This is a genomic window from Vagococcus sp. CY52-2 (assembly GCF_022655055.1).
GTDB lineage: Bacteria > Bacillota > Bacilli > Lactobacillales > Vagococcaceae > Vagococcus.
The window spans coordinates 492,493-509,941 of the sequence record NZ_CP093384.1 but is presented as its reverse complement, the minus strand read 5'-3'; the positions used below and the strand labels follow the sequence as shown (position 1 = coordinate 509,941).

The window sequence follows — 17,449 nt, the reverse complement described above, 5'->3', positions numbered from 1 at the left end:
AACTCACCCTTCTATTTTCAAGTCTGATAAAAATGATTCTGACATTGCATTATCTAATTCTTTTGTATAATTGCTCACTTCTTCTTGTGTCCACTCAAAATATTGAGACATAGCATTTATAATAGCCTCTTTTATCTTCTCTAAGCGATCACGTTTAAATAACAAATAATTTGTACGTCGTAACACATAATCAACTGGCGTTAATGTCATCTCTTCTTCAAGCGCATACATTAAACTCATCGATTCTGCTTTGGTTAATCCCATAAAATCAACTTTATCATATGACAAGACTTTATTTATATTTGCTCCATAAAGATTAGCTAAATCACTAGCTTCTTCGTTACTTAAGCCTTGTTCTATAGCTAATTTTGTAAATACTTCAGTCATTTCTTCGACTTTTGTTGGGTCAAATTCTCCACCTGATACAGGATAACGCTTAGAGTCAACCAAATGATACTCTCTACCAAAGTTTTCTTTTAAAATTGAAGCAATCAAATTTAGTGCTCCTTCTGCCATCAAGCGATAATCGGTAATCTTTCCACCTGCTAATGTCACTAATCCATCTTTTGTCACATCTAAGCTACTTCCACGTGACACAGAAGAAGCAGATACCTCTTTTTCACCACTACTTGTCTTAGCTTTTTTAATGGTCTGTTCAATGGATTCTTTTGACCCTATCCCTGCTTCAAAATCTTTTACAGATTGAATGACTAACTCTAAACTTTCATCTGACAACGATGCTTTTGATCCACCATTATAATCTGAACCCGCATTTCCAGATAAAAGCGGTCTCAATCCTGCCCAACTTGCTTCTATATCTTCTAAAGTAATATCTCGTTTAGGGAAACGATTATTAACAACTTTTAACAGATAATCAACATCTTCTTGTGTCACTGTTGGGTGCACCAAATCTCCTGTATAATCGGTATCCGTTGTGCCGAAATATGTCTTATTCTCTCTTGGTATGACAAAGACCATTCGACCATCAGATAACCCTGTATCAAAATAGACTGGTTGTGTCACAGGTAACTTATCATAATCAACCACTAAATGAACCCCTTTAGTTGGTCTCATTTGGTTTGTTACAGTCTGATCTTTTGATAACCCACGAATCGTATCACTCCAAGGTCCAGTTGTATTCACTACGACATCAGCATGAATGTCATACGTTTCTCCAGTTAACACATCTTCTACATGAACGCCTGATATTTTATGATGATCATCATAAATCAATCCTATCACTTTCGTTTTGCTTAATAAATGAGCCCCATCTTCATGTGCTTTTTTAATATTTTCTATCACTAATCTGGCATCATTATTTTTAAAGTCAAGATAAATACCACCACCAAGAAGTTTGTCTTGATTTAGATGAGGGCTAACTTCCAATACTTCTTCTTTTGTTAGTACACGATTTTCATATTTTGTTCCGGTAACGTGTGCTAAATTATCATATAAATCCATTGCTACTTTTAAAGAAAATAGAGAAAAGGTATTGTTTGGTTCATCATAGATTGGTAATAACATTGGATTAGGTTTTGGGATATGAGGAGCTATTTTTTGGACATTCGCCCGTTCACTCACTGTATCTGATACCACTTCAACATCAAATGTTTTAAGGTATCTAATACCTCCATGTACTAGTTTAGTCGAACGTGAAGATGTTCCTTCAGCAAAATCTTGCATCTCAACTAATGCTGTAGTCATACCAGAAGCAGCGGTCTGTAAAGCCAGACCCGCTCCTGTAATACCACCACCAATAATTAATACATCAACCGAATGATTTTTTAAATAATTAATACTTTCTTGTCTTGTTTTTAAAGAAAAACTCATTGTCATCAGTCCTTATATTGTATTATTTAATTCTCTTGAATAGTTGTGTTGCTTTGACTGCTTCTTTCCATCCGTCATACAACTCAGTACGTTCTTCTTCACCCATTTGAGGAGTAAAGATGTCACCTTCTTGGGTAAATTCTCTTAATTCATCTAAGTCTTTCCAGAAGCCAACTGCTAAACCAGCTAAGTAAGCAGCACCTAATGCGGTTGTTTCAAGATTTGAAGCACGTTGAACATTAATATCTAATATATCTGCTTGGAATTGTAATAAAGAATTATTATTTGCTGCTCCACCGTCTACTTTAATTAATGGAATGTTCACACCAGCATCTTTTTGCATCGTATCAATAACATCTTTTGATTGATACGCAATGGCTTGTAGTGTTGCTTTAACAAAATCTTCTTTAGTTGTACCTCGTGTTAAGCCAAACACTGCTCCTCTAGCATCTGGATCCCAGTATGGTGCGCCTAATCCTGTAAAGGCCGGTACGACATATACACTGTTATCACTTGTTGAATCATTTGCTAATTGTTCTGATTCAGCAGATGAGTCAATCATACGTAACCCATCTCTTAACCACTGAACAGCTGATCCAGCAACAAAAATACTACCTTCTAACGCATAATAAACTTTTCCATTAATACCATAACCAATTGTTGTTAGTAATTTATTATTGGATAATTGAGGCTTTTCACCAGTATTCATGACGATAAATGCACCAGTTCCATAAGTATTTTTAATTGATCCTTCTTCAAATGCTAATTGACCAAACAATGCAGCTTGTTGGTCCCCTGCCATACCAGCGATTGGCACTTCACTACCATAGAAGTGGAAACTTTGAGTATAACCATAAATTTCTGAGTTACTTTTTACTTCTGGTAATAGTGATTTTGGAATGTTTAATAATTCTAATATTTCGTCATCCCACTCTAAGTCATGAATGTTATACATCATTGTTCTAGCAGCATTTGAGTAATCTGTTACGTGAGACGCTCCGTTTGTTAACTTCCATAATAACCATGTATCAATTGTTCCAAAGGCTAACTCACCTTTTTCAGCTCTTTCTTGTGCTCCTTCTACATGATCTAAAATCCAACGAACTTTTGTAGCCGAGAAGTAAGCATCAACGACTAAACCAGTTTTTTTATGAATCATATCTGCGTAACCGTCTTCATTTAATTTTTCAGCTAATGGTGCAGATTGTCTTGATTGCCATACAACGGCATTATAGATTGGTTTACCTGTTTTTCTATCCCAAATGACTGTTGTCTCACGTTGATTTGTAATACCTATACCTTTAATTTGCGTTGGACGAACGCCTGACTCGATTAACGCGCCGGCAATAACTGACTGTACTGAATTCCAAATCTCATTTGCATTGTGTTCTACCCAACCAGATTCAGGAAAAATTTGGGTAAATTCTTTTTGAGAACTGCCTACGTTATTTCCTGCTTTATCAAAAATAATTGCTCTAGAACTTGTTGTACCTTGGTCTATCGCCATAATATAAGATTTTTCTGTCATTGATAATTCCTCCCAAACACTTAAGATAGCGTTTTCTTTTTGATGAATTCATTCTACCTTTTTTTTGATCATACAAACAGTCAATAATTATTTAATTTTAAAAATTATTGACTGTTTCAAGTTATCTCTATAGCGAACATGAGTTATACCAATTATAATTGAATTTTTTTAACAGTCATATCTTTTTTCATTTTACGAGTTGATATGTTCCTAATAAGTTGTATAATATGAGCCATATCATAGCTTGTCCCTAATTCTGAAAGTAAATAAACTTCAGTATTTATATGCGTCAATGGCTTGTTAGTAATAATTAAATCAAAAGATTGATTATCTTTATATTTACTACAACTAACTCCATTTAAACAATTAAGTTTTTTTATTAATCGTGTAGTGGACACTTCCTGGTAAACATCCTCTAATAGTAATTTCACACCTATTTTAACATTTTTATTAATATGACTATCGATTAAAGCGATGACGTGTAAATATTGTAATTTAGAATGTGCAATCAACTGAGCATTATTCTCGCTTGAAAACCCAACATAGTCACCTTCAACTGAGTCGAATAAGCTCTCAACTAAAGGATAAATCACATGTCCTGACCATTCTTTCTCCGTTTCTAAAATATACTCTCTAGATAAGGATTCAATCATTCCATAAAAAAAATATAATCTTGAATGAATACGAGATAAATAGTAATTAATTTGACTTTCTAATTGGTGAGATAATTTAAGTGGCGTATAATATAATATCAAAGATTCTAAAATATACGTATCCACTAATCCCACAGGTGTCAATTTTGATCTAATAATGGCATACTGGTGGTAGTCTTGCTGAGAAAGCACTTGAAAACTCATAAGAAAACTAAAATGAATCATAGCTTCTTCTTCATCTACCTCAACAGCATAATGCCCCAACAGACGTAATACAATCGATTTTAGTTCTAAAAACAAATAATCTTGTTCATAAGGAATCATTTTTTCTTTTAATTCTGTGTAAATAGGTGATATAAAACTAATTCTTTTTTTGGAGATAAGTAGCCACAAATTGATTCGTTTCATGTTTTCTTCTGAAAAAGAGACACCCAATCCCCTCTGAATTGCCTGAATTAATGATTGTTGCTTGAAGGGAATATCTTTTTGTGCGTAATTATCTAAATACCAATAAAAACAATAGTAAAAATATCGTATCTGACTTTCTTCTCCAATCAACTTTCCTTGCCAAATAGTTAATCTAAATTCTTTTAATAAGATATTTAATTCTTTTATTTTTCTAAAAAGAGTAGATTCACTAATACCAATACGTGTGGTCAGAGCCGCTGTTGAGTAATCAAAATGATGATATAAATAATTCATAATTTGATACTTGATTGACTGTTTATATAAGTTAAGTTCAATCATTTCTAATGAAAAACTTGGAGCTAACTCTAAAGACACCAAGTATCCATCATAAGTTAAGGTTGCTAGTCCTTTGTATTCATCATTAATCCAAACTAAATCAGCGATGTATGTTTCAAGAGATGATTTTGTAATATCAAGTTCTTTTGCTAATGTACTGATTTGTGACATGCTATCCTTTAATAGCAAATGCTTTAACAACATTAACTGCTTCGCCTCTTTTTTTTCAAGTAGATCCTCAAATTTCACTCAAGTCATCTCCTTTTCCAAACGCATCGCCGAAACTCAGAGATGTATTTGCAAAGACTGCATGATAAAAATGCGGTAGTTGATTTAATGTCCTAATATCTATTTTTTCTTTAATCATTAAGGCGAAGGTATTAATCTTATCTAGTACAGGCTCTTTTGAAATAAGTTGAACGCCTAACAAATGATACGTTAAGGCATTATATACTAGTTTCACTGTAACATCTTTTTTATAAATAGTTGATATAGGTAACGTCATCATGACACTTTTTACTCTCTCATCATATAAAAAAGCCTCTGACTCCATTAATCCTGTACTCGCTAAATAATAATCAAATAACTTTACACCAATCGTCTTCAACATTGGTCTGAGTATTTCTTTTTTTTCTATCATATTTTTAGCACAAGTTAAGCTTGTCTGAACAGCATTAACAATCAGAGGTGCGTACACATTAGTTTGAAAAATAAAACTTGGCACTTGAATCAAATCTCCTACAGCAAACACATCTTGAACAGATGTTTCTAGATAATCATCTACGAAAATAGTATTATCGCTATTAGATTTTAATTGATTATCAAAAATAGATAACTCTGGTCTCACACTATTAGCGCTTAACACTAGTTTCTCTTTAATGTCTATCGCATTGCCACTAGAAAAAAGAAGTGTTGAGTCGTCAATTTGCTTGACAGTTTCATTAAAGTAAAACGTCAAGCCTTCAATTTTTCCTGTTGTCGTATAAAACGATTCCAAAAAATCTTTATCAAAATATTTATACAAAGGATAATCCATCGTTTCAATCACATGAACTGTTTTTCCATGATGAATTAATCCGCTTGCTAATTCCATACCTGCTTGCCCAGCTCCAATAACAACAACTTCTTGTACTTCAGTAAGAGATTTTAAAGTTATTTCTGCTGATTCTCTATCTTTATATGTTTTGATATCACTAAATTCATCAAACATCTTAGATGATTTTTGTGAAGAACCAGTTGCCAACACCAATTTATCAAACAGTTTAATGCCATTAGAAGTTTGTATCATTTTGTTCGATAAATCATATGATATCACTTCCGTAGAAGTTAACACTATGATACCACTTTCTTCAAGTTCCTCTTTTGTCATGAAATAGGCTTCATCTAAAGTATCAATTTCACCGTTTAATAGCATAGATAAACCACTTGGGATATATCCTATCTTTTCCTTTTTTTCAATTAATAATACATCAAATGAAGGGTATAATTCTTTCACTTTTATGGCACAATAAACGCCAGAAAAAGATCCCCCAACTATTGTCACGTTCATTTAAGCACCTCCCATTCCCGTAAAAAATCGATTGATTGACATCATCAATCGATTTTAGCAAATTTTTATTCTAATTAACAATCTTTTATTTTATGACGTCATCATTAATTCATAAGCTAATCGTTCTCTATCTATATCTGAATCAACAAACACTAGTCCTCTATAAGCAAATTTAAATTTTTTCAATAAATTTTGCATCGTTGTGTTCATTCGGTGAGTGTCAATTCTAACAGATTTGTACCCTTGACTTAGTGCAATACTAATACTATTTGAAAAGAAATAAGAGGCTAGTCCACGTCCTTGATAGTCTGAAGAAATGGCTACCCGATGTATCACAACATAATCATTAGTTTGTATCCAGTTAGCTAATACGCTATAGTCTTTATCTTCTTGATTAATCATCGCCAAGTATCCTACAATATCGTTATGATAAACTAACACATAACCATAATTTTCTTCTATGTCTGAATAAATTAGCGACTCATCAGGCTTACCTTCTTGCCATTGAGGACTTCCAGTTTTCCTCAATACCTCTTTTGCCTCTTCTATAATTGTCATAACTTGTGGAACATCTTCTCTTTTGGCTAATCGTGTATAAATCACTTCTTTTTCCTCCACGTTCAGTTTTAAAAATTATACCATATAAACAAAAAAAGCATCCTCTCAGATACTTTTTTTGTTTATATTAATGACATAATAATTGGTAATGTTACCATACTTGTGACAGTTGTCAATGCAATATATTGTGATACTTTTGTTCCTTCACCAGCATACTCTTCTGCCAAAATAGCATCCAGTGAACCCACTGGCATTGAAGCAAGCAGCACTAAAACACCTAAAATAATTGGATCTGTGATAAAGAATTTCAATACTGGAATAAAAATAATGGGTATAATAATCGCTCTAACAAATAGAAATTGTAAATTATCTTTATCAAAGAACAACTCTTTTAGTTTTACTTGCGAGAACAAACTACCATTGATAATCATTGATAAAGATGCCGTCATAATCGACAAATCAACATTAAAAGTATGAATTGGTTTTGGTAATTTTACACCAAACATAAACAACACAAAACCTACTACAGCTGCTAAAATAGCTGGTGTGGTCAAAATACTTCGAATTCTGATTTCTCGACTATTTGATAAAAACATAATCCCTACCGTGAATAAAAACAAACTTGTTACAGTATTACAAACAACTAATACAATCAATCCAACTTCTCCATAAAGTTTACCAACAATAGGAATACCAATAAATAAGATATTAGAGAAAGTTAAACTTACTACCCACAAACTTCGTAACATCTCTTTTTTCTTAAACAAAGTTGCAATTAAATACGTAATAAGTAATGTCGCCACAATCATAATAAATGTATAAATAGCCGTTTGTTTCATCATAACTAATAACCGGTCACTTTTATCCACTTGAAAACTATTAATAATGGCCGCAGGTAAAGCAACTGTTGTCAGTAAATAACCAATATAAATATTGGCTCCCGGTGAATATTTATCCCGCTTATTTAACCAGACACCGACAAACATAAAAAAAATCAATACGATTGTTTCATTGAACACAGTCATTCCCAACTTATTTTCCTCCAATTCTTGACGTTACACCCTTGCTTACTAAACGTCTGAACTTATTTTATAGCTCCCTTAAAACACTGTCAATGTGGACTTTATAAAGAATAGGCTTACATTCAATTATTTTTTTATTTGTGGGTTAATAAGATAGATAGAAACAAAAAGAAAAGGTCGATTAATCTAATAATTTTGTACCAACATACTGTCTTTATATCATATAATATCTCGCAATAATAATAAAAAAGACCTAGATAATAACCTAGATCTTTGTTCATATCAATGACTGATTAAGTTTTAGACCCGTATAGATTAGCATATGTATCCTTTTAAAACTATTCTATAAATAAATCAAAACCAACTTTTTATTTTCGCTATAATTCTTTCAAATAGATTGCCTTGTTTTAATTCCTTATCAATTTTTGAAACGGTACTATCCACTTCACCCTCGACTGATTTTTTAAAATTTTTGTCTTGTGTGACATCAGGTTTATTTTTTCCTTCTTCAGCCAAAACAACTTCTTTTAAATCATTATTTCCGATAACAATATTAGTCGAATTAGGGTAAGCAAATGTCCCTTCTGGTGACCATTGATTAATAACGGAAATATTCTGATTTTTCATTTGATTATCCCAAATATTGACACTATCACTATAACCAACTAATATTCCAGCATAAGGATTCGAATTAGCTTTAAATTGAGCATTTGTATTATCCATACTACCTAATGGCTTTGGATTAGTTAATTTATTATTATGAACATCAACATTAGACGCACCTACAATCATTATTTGACCATTATATGCCCCTACCCAAGCGCCATCTTGGACATTTTGGTGGTTAGTATTGTTTCCATCAAAGTCATTTTCTGAAATTAAAATATTATCAATTTGAGCTTTTTGTTGGTTACCATCGTCATCTTTATCATAAAACACCTTTTCTCCCATACCATAAAGAAGTACACCCGCATCATCATTATTCAAAAATTTATTTTTTCTTATAATGACGTCTTTCACAGCTCTAAGAGAATGATTTTTAAAATCTGCTGGTTCTATATTAATCCCTGCGGAAGGATCAGTTCCTTTTGTTTTTTCAATGACATTATTTTCAATTAATAAATTCTCAGCATTTTCAATTGATATACCTTGTCGTCTGTTATTTGAAATATGAGAATTTTTAATTGTTATATGACTATTTGATGTCTTTGATTCTTTATCTGCAAATAAATCAATTCCATCTCCCCACATGCCAGAGATAGTAACATTATCTATTATAATATTGCTAGAGGATACCATTAAAATCCCCCAACCAGTTTCACCATTATATTCAGGATTCCCACGTCTAAGTTTAGCATATTTATATATATGATCTTCTCTGTCACCTAGTATCTGCCCACCATAAATGGAGACATTACTAGACTCTTTAAGATTTAGCACAGTATAGCTATAAAATTCATTTGGGATAGCTTTTAAAACAGCATCATCATCCATAAGAATCGTTGTATTAGATTTAACCTTCAACCCGACTGATGTATTAACAAAACGTTGGACATTCTCCTTTGTCGATTCAGAGCCATTAGTATTAATCATATAAGTCCCCTTAGGAAAATAAACCACTTTGCCTTTACTATCACCAGCTTCATCTAAAGCTTTTTGAATATTTTTAGTATCGTCATCTTTTCCGTTTCCAACTGCTCCAAAATCGGAGACATCAATGATATTTTTTTCTTCAACTTCAATATTATATTTTTTCATAAGCTCTTTTGAGCTAACTGCCTCTACTTTAATACTCATAAAAAAGAAAGTAGCTATCATACCTAACAATACAAAATATTTAGTGTATTTCATAATACATATACTCCTTTCTGATAAAGAACACTATTACATAAGTGACATTTAAAGTCAAACATCTTATATTAAAAAAAACATCCAATCAATCTCATAGTAGAATTGGATGTTTGTATTTTAATATAAAAAAGAAAATTAATTATTACAATGATGTCATAATATTATATCACTACTTGTTTAATTGATGATACAATTTTAAAGAGGCATCTAATATACGTTTTCTAGCATTTGTATCTTGATATTTATATAATTTCTTCAATTTTCTCTCGTGTTTTTTCAACATGTGTTCTCTTTGAAAAGCCTTGTCTAATTTTTTAATCATTCTTTTTCTATTTCTTACTATATCACCAGGTAAAAATCTACCTAGTTTTGCATCTTTTTTTGCTTCAACTAATTTAGTATCAAATTGATAATAGACAATTGATTTTCTTAACAAAGCAAAATCCAAAGCTGCACTTGAATAATCAGTCAATAAATAATCATTCTCTACTAACTCATTTTGCAAAATATAATTATCATAGCTAGTATCAATATATTCTGAGGTAAATAAATGTCTATATTGATTAAAATTAGGATGTAATAAAAATTTAGCTTTTATGTTATATCTTTTTAATAGTTCAATGAATTCTTCATCATTCAATAAACTTTGAAACTCTTGATAAAACTCTGTTTCCATAAATTTTTCATCACTTAATCTATTTTGACCTTTTCTCCATGATGGAAAAATCAATAATTGCTTATAATCTTTTGGAATAGACTTCCATACCTCATACTTTGCAAATAATTCATCAAATCGAGATAAACCAGTTAAAGCTATCTCATCTTCAGAGTAAAAATAATCATTTTTTATAATTTTCTTTTCTCTATCAGAACTACATATAAATAAATTAGTAAATTCTTTTTCTTTTTTCGCATACATAAAAGATAAATCACGTACGCCTAAAATACCATGTTGTAAGAAGACTTTAAATGTATTATCCAATTTATTTTGAAATGTTAACATTTTAGTTGGCTCAGCATACATAGAACTGTGAGAATGAAAAATCATGTCAGCTTCCATAAACTTTTCAAAATGTTTCATGCTCTTATAATAAACAACATTATCAGGATAGTCAGTAAGATTAACTAAATCTGGAGAATGCTTATCAATAATATAAAAACAATCAAATTGGTCTGAATGATTATCCACCATAAATTTAAATTGATTAAATGCAGTATCCTGTGCTTTTTCAGGATATTCACAAAAAAGAGCTGTTAATTTCTCCGACTTGTGAGTCTTCGCTTCCAAATTAAACCCCTCGCGAGACTCATATGGAATACTTTCAACAATGATAGACGACATCTTATTTAATGTTTGATAGAATTTCATTCCAGTTAAATTTTCTTTATATTCTTGTAAAAAGTAAAATTCCTGACTATTTTCATTTCCGACCCGATGCCTTCTAGCAAATAAATAATTAATTTGCGTTTGAAACATAACAGATAAATCAATAATATTATTAAAATAATTAGAATATCCTTCAAACTCTTTAAAATGAATCGAAATCTCAGGTGTAATATGAAAATACAATCTAGAAACATACTCTAAATCTTCCTTTAAGATAAATTCTGCTCTATTAGAAGCGATACACCATCGATTGATTGTTCCTCTAAACGTAAAAAATAAGTCCCCACTAATGACAGGTGATACCAACGTTCTAAGTTCAACCGCTACTTCAACAATCCCTTCATCTATTTGATTAACGGAATAAATTTGAGGATTAGATCTAATAAAACGATGACTTATTGGTAACTCTCCAACTAAAATTCTCATATATTTTTGTTTGGAGGGATATAAAGAAATGACCGTATCTTTAAAACTATCATACAAAGTTTCATTTTCTTGTAATACTAACTCAGAAAGATCGATTAATTCATTTCCTTCATCATCTATAATTTTTAAAATACTTGCTTTTCCACTAGTTAATTCATAAATATCTGTAAATGGAATGACGATGATTCCTCCCTGTTCCATATACTTCATTCTATTTTGTTTAAATTCTACATTAACATAATTATTGGGACAATTACTTATATGAAATCCATTATTTTTTATTAAAACTTCCATGACATCCTCCAATAAAAAACCTTTACACTAAGTTATCTGGGCTATTTCTTTTTATTTCTCCCCATTCATGTTTTTTCCCTTTGCTTGTAAATAAGAATTTTAACGTCCCTAATAACTTAGCGTATAGAGAAATCCAATGGTAAGAAAATGCTTCTATTATGGCTAAAAATAATAAATAAATTCTATCTAAATAGTAAATTCTTTGTATTTTTGTATTTTGGGCTATAACTGTAAAAGTAAAGAACAAGTTAATAAAATAAGATAAAAGAAAAACAAATACTGCCTCTTTCCATGTTACAACACTTACCGCAACAAAATATATACCTAACCCTAGTCCAATTGTTTCCATAAAGAAACTAATAATTTCTGTAAAAATAAATAAAGGTAGTCCAATAATTCCAACGTTTTTATAATGTTTATTAAATATCATTTTTCTATATTTAAATATCGTTTGTAAGAAACCTATTTGCCATCTAGAGCGTTGTTTAACTAAATCGCCAACTGTTGAAGGTGGTTGCGTCCAACAAACAGAGTCATAAATAAATATCTGTTTACTAGATAAATTATGATCATCAATATATTTTCTAATACCTAAAGTTAAATCAAAATCTTCCCCTATTGAGTGTGTATCATATCCATTTATTTCTCTAAGCATATCTAATTTATAGACACCAAAAGCCCCTGATATAATAACGGTACTATCAATATTACTTAAACTAGATCTAAATACTAATACACTTCTTAAATATTCTAAATATTGGAAACCAGTTAATAAATTCCACGTTCTAACTTTAATTGATCTTTGTGCAAAGTTTTCTTTTCTTGTCATTGGTCTAATAAGACCACCGATAGAAACAATATCATCTGAAAAATAAAAAGGCGTCATAAGCGTCAATAACGCATTTTTTTCTAAGAAAGAATCAGCATCGACAAACGATATATAAGGTGTTCTAGCATAGTTGATTCCTACATTTAATGCATCAGATTTTCCACCATTGACTTTATTAATTAAATAGATATTAGGGTGTTCCTCACTTTGATAAAAACCAAGAACCTTTTCAGTTGCAATACTACCGATTTTTTCTAAAAAATCAATTTTTTTCATATTCAATTCATTGATACAAACATCCATGGTATAATCTTTTGATCCATCATTAACAATATACAGTGTTAAATCCTTATAGTTTTGTTGAATAAAACTATTAACAGATTGTATAATCGTTTCTTTTTCATTATAAGCAGGTATAACAACTGTTAACGGTAAAGTATTATGTCGACTAATACTTGAATTTGAATCTAATAAATTGTCTGATAGGATAATCCTATCAGACTTTACTTTTTTCATTTCTCTTCTTGATAATATAATCTGAAAACCATATATCGTAAAAAATATATAATTGATTACAAGGGCCGCAATTCCTATAAATATTACTAAATTACTCATTATTTTTTATCCTCTCAATTTAAATAAAGTTCTGTTTCTAATTTATTAAATAAGTCAGCATTAAACTTATGATTTTTTTCCTGTTTAATTAAATTATAGAAATCCATATTTTTCGACTTCATCATTGAATAAAGAATAAAAAATTGTGCCTGTCCAGTGTATTCTTCAAAATTATCAACAAGAATATCTTTACAATCATCTAATTGAAGTAAATCAGCTAAGTAAAGAACTTCATAAATAACAGAGTCATCTGCACTATAAAAATAATTCATTATTTTTGGTTCTAACTTTATATCTTGTATAAACTGTTTTCTATCTATCCCACAACTTTGTAAACTATTATCAATATCTTGTTCAATTGATTTACAACTAAAAACTATAGAAATTAAATCTGCCAATGAACTTTTTTTCACGACACGTCTCATCTTTTTAGAAAAATACTTATATTTATTTTTCACAGTAAATTTATCTACATACTTTTTAACTTTTTTAATTTGTTTATTTTTTTTATTTCGACTGATCGCCATAGGTATTGGGCTAAATAAAATATAAATCAGCATTAATAAACTAAGAAAAATAGCTACTCCTAATAAGAAAAGCACAAAATCACTCCAAATTTTTTATTTAAATATTATTTATTACCAATATCTTTTTTGATTTGTGTTGTTGAAATTTCAGGAGTTCTCTCAAGATAGACAACATCTGCTCCTGTTTCTTTCACAAAATCAAATTGACCTTTCCAATCGTCTCCCATCACAAATACATCCACTTTAAATTCGTCAATATCGGTTATTTTTTGGTCCCACGCTTGTTCTGGTATAACTAAATCCACATAACGTATTGCTTCTAACAACATTTTTCTTTTTTCATATGAAAAATAACACTTTTTTTGTTTTTCATTCCAATTGAATTCATCAGTAGATAAAGCAACAATCAGATAATCACCTTGTGCTTTTGCACGACGTAGTAAGTTAATATGTCCGTAGTGCAACAAATCAAATGTTCCATATGTAATCACTTTTCTCATGGTAATCCCTCACTGTCTATTAATCATCATCACGTGATTTATAATATTTGTCATCTTCCTCTTCTTCAACGTCATTGATTGTCACAAGTATTTCTAACAATCGTGTTCCTTCTGCTTTATACGTTGTCAAATCAATATGATCGACATGAATGGTTAAGCGTTCATCCTTTTCAGGAATCACTCCCAATTCAGTAATCATAAATCCAGCCATTGTATCAACATCTGTCATCGAAATAGTTGTTCCAAATTTTTCATTAAAATCATTAATTAACATACGTGCTTCAATGAGATACTGATTATCACTTACTTGTTTTAATAAATGATCAATCGTTAATTCATCTGATTCGTCGTCAATCTCACCAACAATCTCCTCTAATAAATCTTCAAACGTTACTAAACCAGATACACCACCATATTCGTCTAATAAGATAGCCATATGATTTTGTGTTTTCTTTAATTCTCTTAATAAATCATCAATAAAAATCGTTTCGGGTACATATAATGGTTCATGTATCACATTCAACAGATTTAAATTTTCAAATCCTTTTTCTCTGGCTTCTTTTAGTAAGTTTTTTAAATGTAGAATCCCGATGACTTTATCTTTATCGTCATCATAAACTGGAATTCTTGAGAAATTGTTTCCTAATACTTTATCAATATTATCTTCTGCTGAGTCGTGAATATCAATCATGAAAGCATCAGTACGTGGTACCATTACTTCTCTAGCCATTGTAGTGTCCAATCCAAAAATACCTTGCACCATTTCCAACTCATCAGAGTCTAAGACCCCTTCATTAGTTAGCATATAGGCCATTTCTTCACGAGTCATACGTTCTTTTTCATCATCAAACTTCATTGGCGTAATACGACTTAAGAGATTTGTTGAACTTGATAATAACCATACAAACGGTCTCATCACTTTACCTAACAATGAAATAGGTCCCATTACAAATCTAGCAACCGCTTCAGGTTTATTTAAAGCAATTCGTTTTGGATATAATTCCCCAAATACAATAGAAATATACGTTAATAACACTAGTACAATCACTTGTGATGCTTGTTTTGCCCAAGCAACATCACCAAAAACAGGTGCTAACTCTCTAGCAAAAGAATTTGCCAAAGAAGCCCCTGACAAGATAGTAACTAACGTAATCCCTACTTGAATAGTCGATAAAAAATTTCCTGAATCATTGATTAGACCCAGCAATTTAATGGATGCTTTGTCTCCTTCTTCAGCCTTATTTTCCAATCTGTTTCTATTTACCGAAATAACGGAAACCTCCGCAGCAGCAAAAAAGGCGTTTAGTAATGTTAACACAATCAAAATAATAATATTGATAAAAATAGACTGACTCTCAGGGTCAGCGTTCATAAGCTTTTCTCTCCTAACATTTATTCGTTCTTTTTAATATTCCTCCGAAAATCGTATCATAAATAACAGTTAAATTCAATATAAAAGATAAATACCCCCATATTATTTAACGGGAGTATTTTCTTTTTTTATACGTTTATTTAATTGAATCATATCATAGACATAAACGACTATTGTTTTACACACTGCATAAAAAGGAACACCTAAAATCATTCCTAAAAGACCTGCGATGTTTCCTGCCACTAGCAAAATAATAATAATAGTAAGAGGATGAATGTCCAAACTTTTTCCTATAACATTTGGATAAATAATATTTCCATCAATTTGTTGAACAATCAACACCACAATACAGGCTAGAATGGCTTTAACAGGATCAGTAAATACCGTAACAAACAGTGCAGGTGCTAACCCAATATAAGGTCCAATATAAGGAATCATGTTAGATAGTCCAGCTATGACACCAAATAAAAAGGCGTAATTGACACCAACTAACATGTACCCTACACTGGTTGCCACGCCAACAAATAAACACTCTATCATCTGACCACTGATATATTTTGAGATGGTTTGACTCATTTTTATAAGTAATCCTGTCATCTCTTTCCTATGTGTTTCCGGGAAAAAGCGAATCACATTTGGTAAAAATTTATCCCCATCTTTTAACATGTAAAACAAGATAAACGGAACAGTGAAAATAATCATAACAATCCCTGCCATAGAAGAAATAAATGAACCTAATCCATTTCCTAGACTAGATAAAGTTGTTTTGACAATATTCCCAAACGAGATATTCCATTGTTCTAAATACTGTTGAATATCCACATTCTTCATCACGGGATGATGAGCAACTTCATTAATTGTTTTTTCAATTGCCACATAAAAATCTGGTGCTGATTTAGTCAACATGGTTATCTGTTTTATCAAATTAGGAATCACAGACATAATAAGTAATAGCACTATGCCCACTAAAAATAGCATAATAATGGCTACAGCCCATGTTCTTTTAACCCCTTTTTTTAACATAAATAATAAAATTGGGTTCACACAATAAAATAAAAAACCTGATATAATAATTGGTGAAAACATGGTAGTAAATAAGGTCCCTATCGGTTTGAATAAAAAGTTAATTTGTGTTCCTACTAAAATTAACGTTGCTATAATAAGTAATTCAAGTGACCAAAACATTAGTTTAGACGATTTTAATTTTTGTAACATATAGTCCCCTCACTTTATTTAAATTCACGTATGTTTATTATAATCTATTTGTTAAAAAAAAACTGCTAATTTGATAAAATGATACAAACCACATAAAGGAGACAAAAATATGTCACAACTGCTTCATACAAATGATCTTCACTCTACTATTTATCATGATGCAAAAGACATTCGATTAAATGTTTTTGTAAAAGAGCAAAACATTCCTAAATCTATTGAAATAGCTGATGAGGAGTTAGCCATTCATTGTGTCTTATATGATGAAAATAGAAAACCTTTAGGCACCGTTCGATTGCTACCCATTGATAAAACCACTATGGCAGTACAACGTATGGCTGTCGATAAAGAAGCAAGAGGAAAAGGAGTAGGCAAAAAACTTATGACTTATGTAGAAGATGTCGCAAAGCAATACAATGTCTCTACTCTTATTTTAGGTGCACAGCTGCATGCTTTTGATTTCTATCGTTCACTAGGATACGAATCCTTTGGTGATACATATCGGGAAGCAAATATTGAACACCAATATATGAAAAAAACAATATAAAAATA

The 17,449-nt window shown here is 30.8% G+C and carries 14 protein-coding genes; 1 reads left to right on the top strand and 13 read right to left on the bottom strand.

The genetic code is table 11. The features are described 5' to 3' along the window. Positions 1-3 precede the first annotated feature (3 nt). The 13 genes from glpO to MN187_RS02505 form a co-directional block, all read right to left on the bottom strand. Positions 4-1,830: a type 1 glycerol-3-phosphate oxidase gene (glpO, locus tag MN187_RS02565; RefSeq protein WP_242094176.1), complete on the bottom strand. Its 1,827-nt coding sequence runs from the start codon at positions 1,828-1,830 to the stop codon at positions 4-6. A 22-nt stretch (positions 1,831-1,852) separates the two neighbouring features. Beyond that, entirely contained in the window at positions 1,853-3,358 is a 1,506-nt protein-coding gene (glpK, locus tag MN187_RS02560) for a glycerol kinase GlpK (protein ID WP_241699321.1), read from the bottom strand. Between the two features lie 152 nt (positions 3,359-3,510). Then, positions 3,511-5,004: a helix-turn-helix domain-containing protein gene (locus MN187_RS02555; RefSeq protein ID WP_241699320.1), complete on the bottom strand. Its 1,494-nt coding sequence runs from the start codon at positions 5,002-5,004 to the stop codon at positions 3,511-3,513. Next, entirely contained in the window at positions 4,994-6,304 is a 1,311-nt protein-coding gene (locus MN187_RS02550; protein ID WP_242094174.1) for an FAD-dependent oxidoreductase, read from the bottom strand. Before MN187_RS02550 ends, MN187_RS02555 begins: the two co-directional genes overlap by 11 nt. A 90-nt stretch (positions 6,305-6,394) precedes the next feature. After that, the gene (locus MN187_RS02545) at positions 6,395-6,907 is read right to left on the bottom strand and encodes a GNAT family N-acetyltransferase (RefSeq protein WP_242094172.1); all 513 of its coding nucleotides are present in this window, start codon (positions 6,905-6,907) and stop codon (positions 6,395-6,397) included. Positions 6,908-6,984: 77 nt separating this feature from the next. Further along, a complete protein-coding gene (locus tag MN187_RS02540; RefSeq protein ID WP_233519167.1) occupies positions 6,985-7,887 on the bottom strand; it encodes an AEC family transporter in 903 nt (300 codons plus the stop codon). Between the two features lie 351 nt (positions 7,888-8,238). Continuing rightward, positions 8,239-9,735: a right-handed parallel beta-helix repeat-containing protein gene (locus tag MN187_RS02535; RefSeq protein WP_242094170.1), complete on the bottom strand. Its 1,497-nt coding sequence runs from the start codon at positions 9,733-9,735 to the stop codon at positions 8,239-8,241. A 169-nt stretch (positions 9,736-9,904) separates the two neighbouring features. Further along, positions 9,905-11,842 (bottom strand): CDP-glycerol glycerophosphotransferase family protein, encoded by a 1,938-nt coding sequence (locus MN187_RS02530; RefSeq protein ID WP_242094168.1) that lies wholly within the window; start codon positions 11,840-11,842, stop codon positions 9,905-9,907. Between the two features lie 22 nt (positions 11,843-11,864). Beyond that, the gene (locus MN187_RS02525; RefSeq protein ID WP_242094166.1) at positions 11,865-13,187 is read right to left on the bottom strand and encodes a glycosyltransferase family 2 protein; all 1,323 of its coding nucleotides are present in this window, start codon (positions 13,185-13,187) and stop codon (positions 11,865-11,867) included. Positions 13,188-13,300: 113 nt separating this feature from the next. Continuing rightward, complete coding sequence (locus MN187_RS02520; RefSeq protein WP_242094163.1) at positions 13,301-13,888, bottom strand: hypothetical protein; 588 nt, start codon at positions 13,886-13,888, stop codon at positions 13,301-13,303. A 29-nt stretch (positions 13,889-13,917) separates the two neighbouring features. Beyond that, on the bottom strand, positions 13,918-14,313 hold the full coding sequence (gene tagD, locus MN187_RS02515) for a glycerol-3-phosphate cytidylyltransferase (protein WP_242094161.1): 396 nt from the start codon (positions 14,311-14,313) through the stop codon (positions 13,918-13,920). A 19-nt stretch (positions 14,314-14,332) separates the two neighbouring features. Next, positions 14,333-15,685, bottom strand: a complete 1,353-nt coding sequence (locus tag MN187_RS02510; protein ID WP_242094159.1) for a hemolysin family protein — start codon at positions 15,683-15,685, stop codon at positions 14,333-14,335. A 102-nt stretch (positions 15,686-15,787) separates the two neighbouring features. After that, complete coding sequence (locus MN187_RS02505; RefSeq protein ID WP_241699315.1) at positions 15,788-16,900, bottom strand: AI-2E family transporter; 1,113 nt, start codon at positions 16,898-16,900, stop codon at positions 15,788-15,790. Positions 16,901-17,009: 109 nt separating this feature from the next. On the opposite strand from MN187_RS02505, the gene MN187_RS02500 reads away from it, so the two are divergent. After that, complete coding sequence (locus tag MN187_RS02500) at positions 17,010-17,444, top strand: GNAT family N-acetyltransferase (RefSeq protein WP_242094156.1); 435 nt, start codon at positions 17,010-17,012, stop codon at positions 17,442-17,444. Positions 17,445-17,449 lie beyond the last annotated feature (5 nt).

Bases quoted from the DNA above. Each gene is read 5' to 3' on its own strand.
- glpO (WP_242094176.1), bottom strand. From the start codon at position 1,830: ATGAGTTTTTCTTTAAAAACAAGACAAGAAAGTATTAATTATTTAAAA.
- glpK (WP_241699321.1), bottom strand. From the start codon at position 3,358: ATGACAGAAAAATCTTATATTATGGCGATAGACCAAGGTACAACAAGT.
- MN187_RS02550 (WP_242094174.1), bottom strand. From the start codon at position 6,304: ATGAACGTGACAATAGTTGGGGGATCTTTTTCTGGCGTTTATTGTGCC.
- MN187_RS02540 (WP_233519167.1), bottom strand. From the start codon at position 7,887: ATGACTGTGTTCAATGAAACAATCGTATTGATTTTTTTTATGTTTGTC.
- MN187_RS02535 (WP_242094170.1), bottom strand. From the start codon at position 9,735: ATGAAATACACTAAATATTTTGTATTGTTAGGTATGATAGCTACTTTC.
- MN187_RS02530 (WP_242094168.1), bottom strand. From the start codon at position 11,842: ATGGAAGTTTTAATAAAAAATAATGGATTTCATATAAGTAATTGTCCC.
- MN187_RS02525 (WP_242094166.1), bottom strand. From the start codon at position 13,187: ATGAAAAAAGTAAAGTCTGATAGGATTATCCTATCAGACAATTTATTA.
- tagD (WP_242094161.1), bottom strand. From the start codon at position 14,313: ATGAGAAAAGTGATTACATATGGAACATTTGATTTGTTGCACTACGGA.
- MN187_RS02510 (WP_242094159.1), bottom strand. From the start codon at position 15,685: ATGAACGCTGACCCTGAGAGTCAGTCTATTTTTATCAATATTATTATT.
- MN187_RS02505 (WP_241699315.1), bottom strand. From the start codon at position 16,900: ATGTTACAAAAATTAAAATCGTCTAAACTAATGTTTTGGTCACTTGAA.
- MN187_RS02500 (WP_242094156.1), top strand. From the start codon at position 17,010: ATGTCACAACTGCTTCATACAAATGATCTTCACTCTACTATTTATCAT.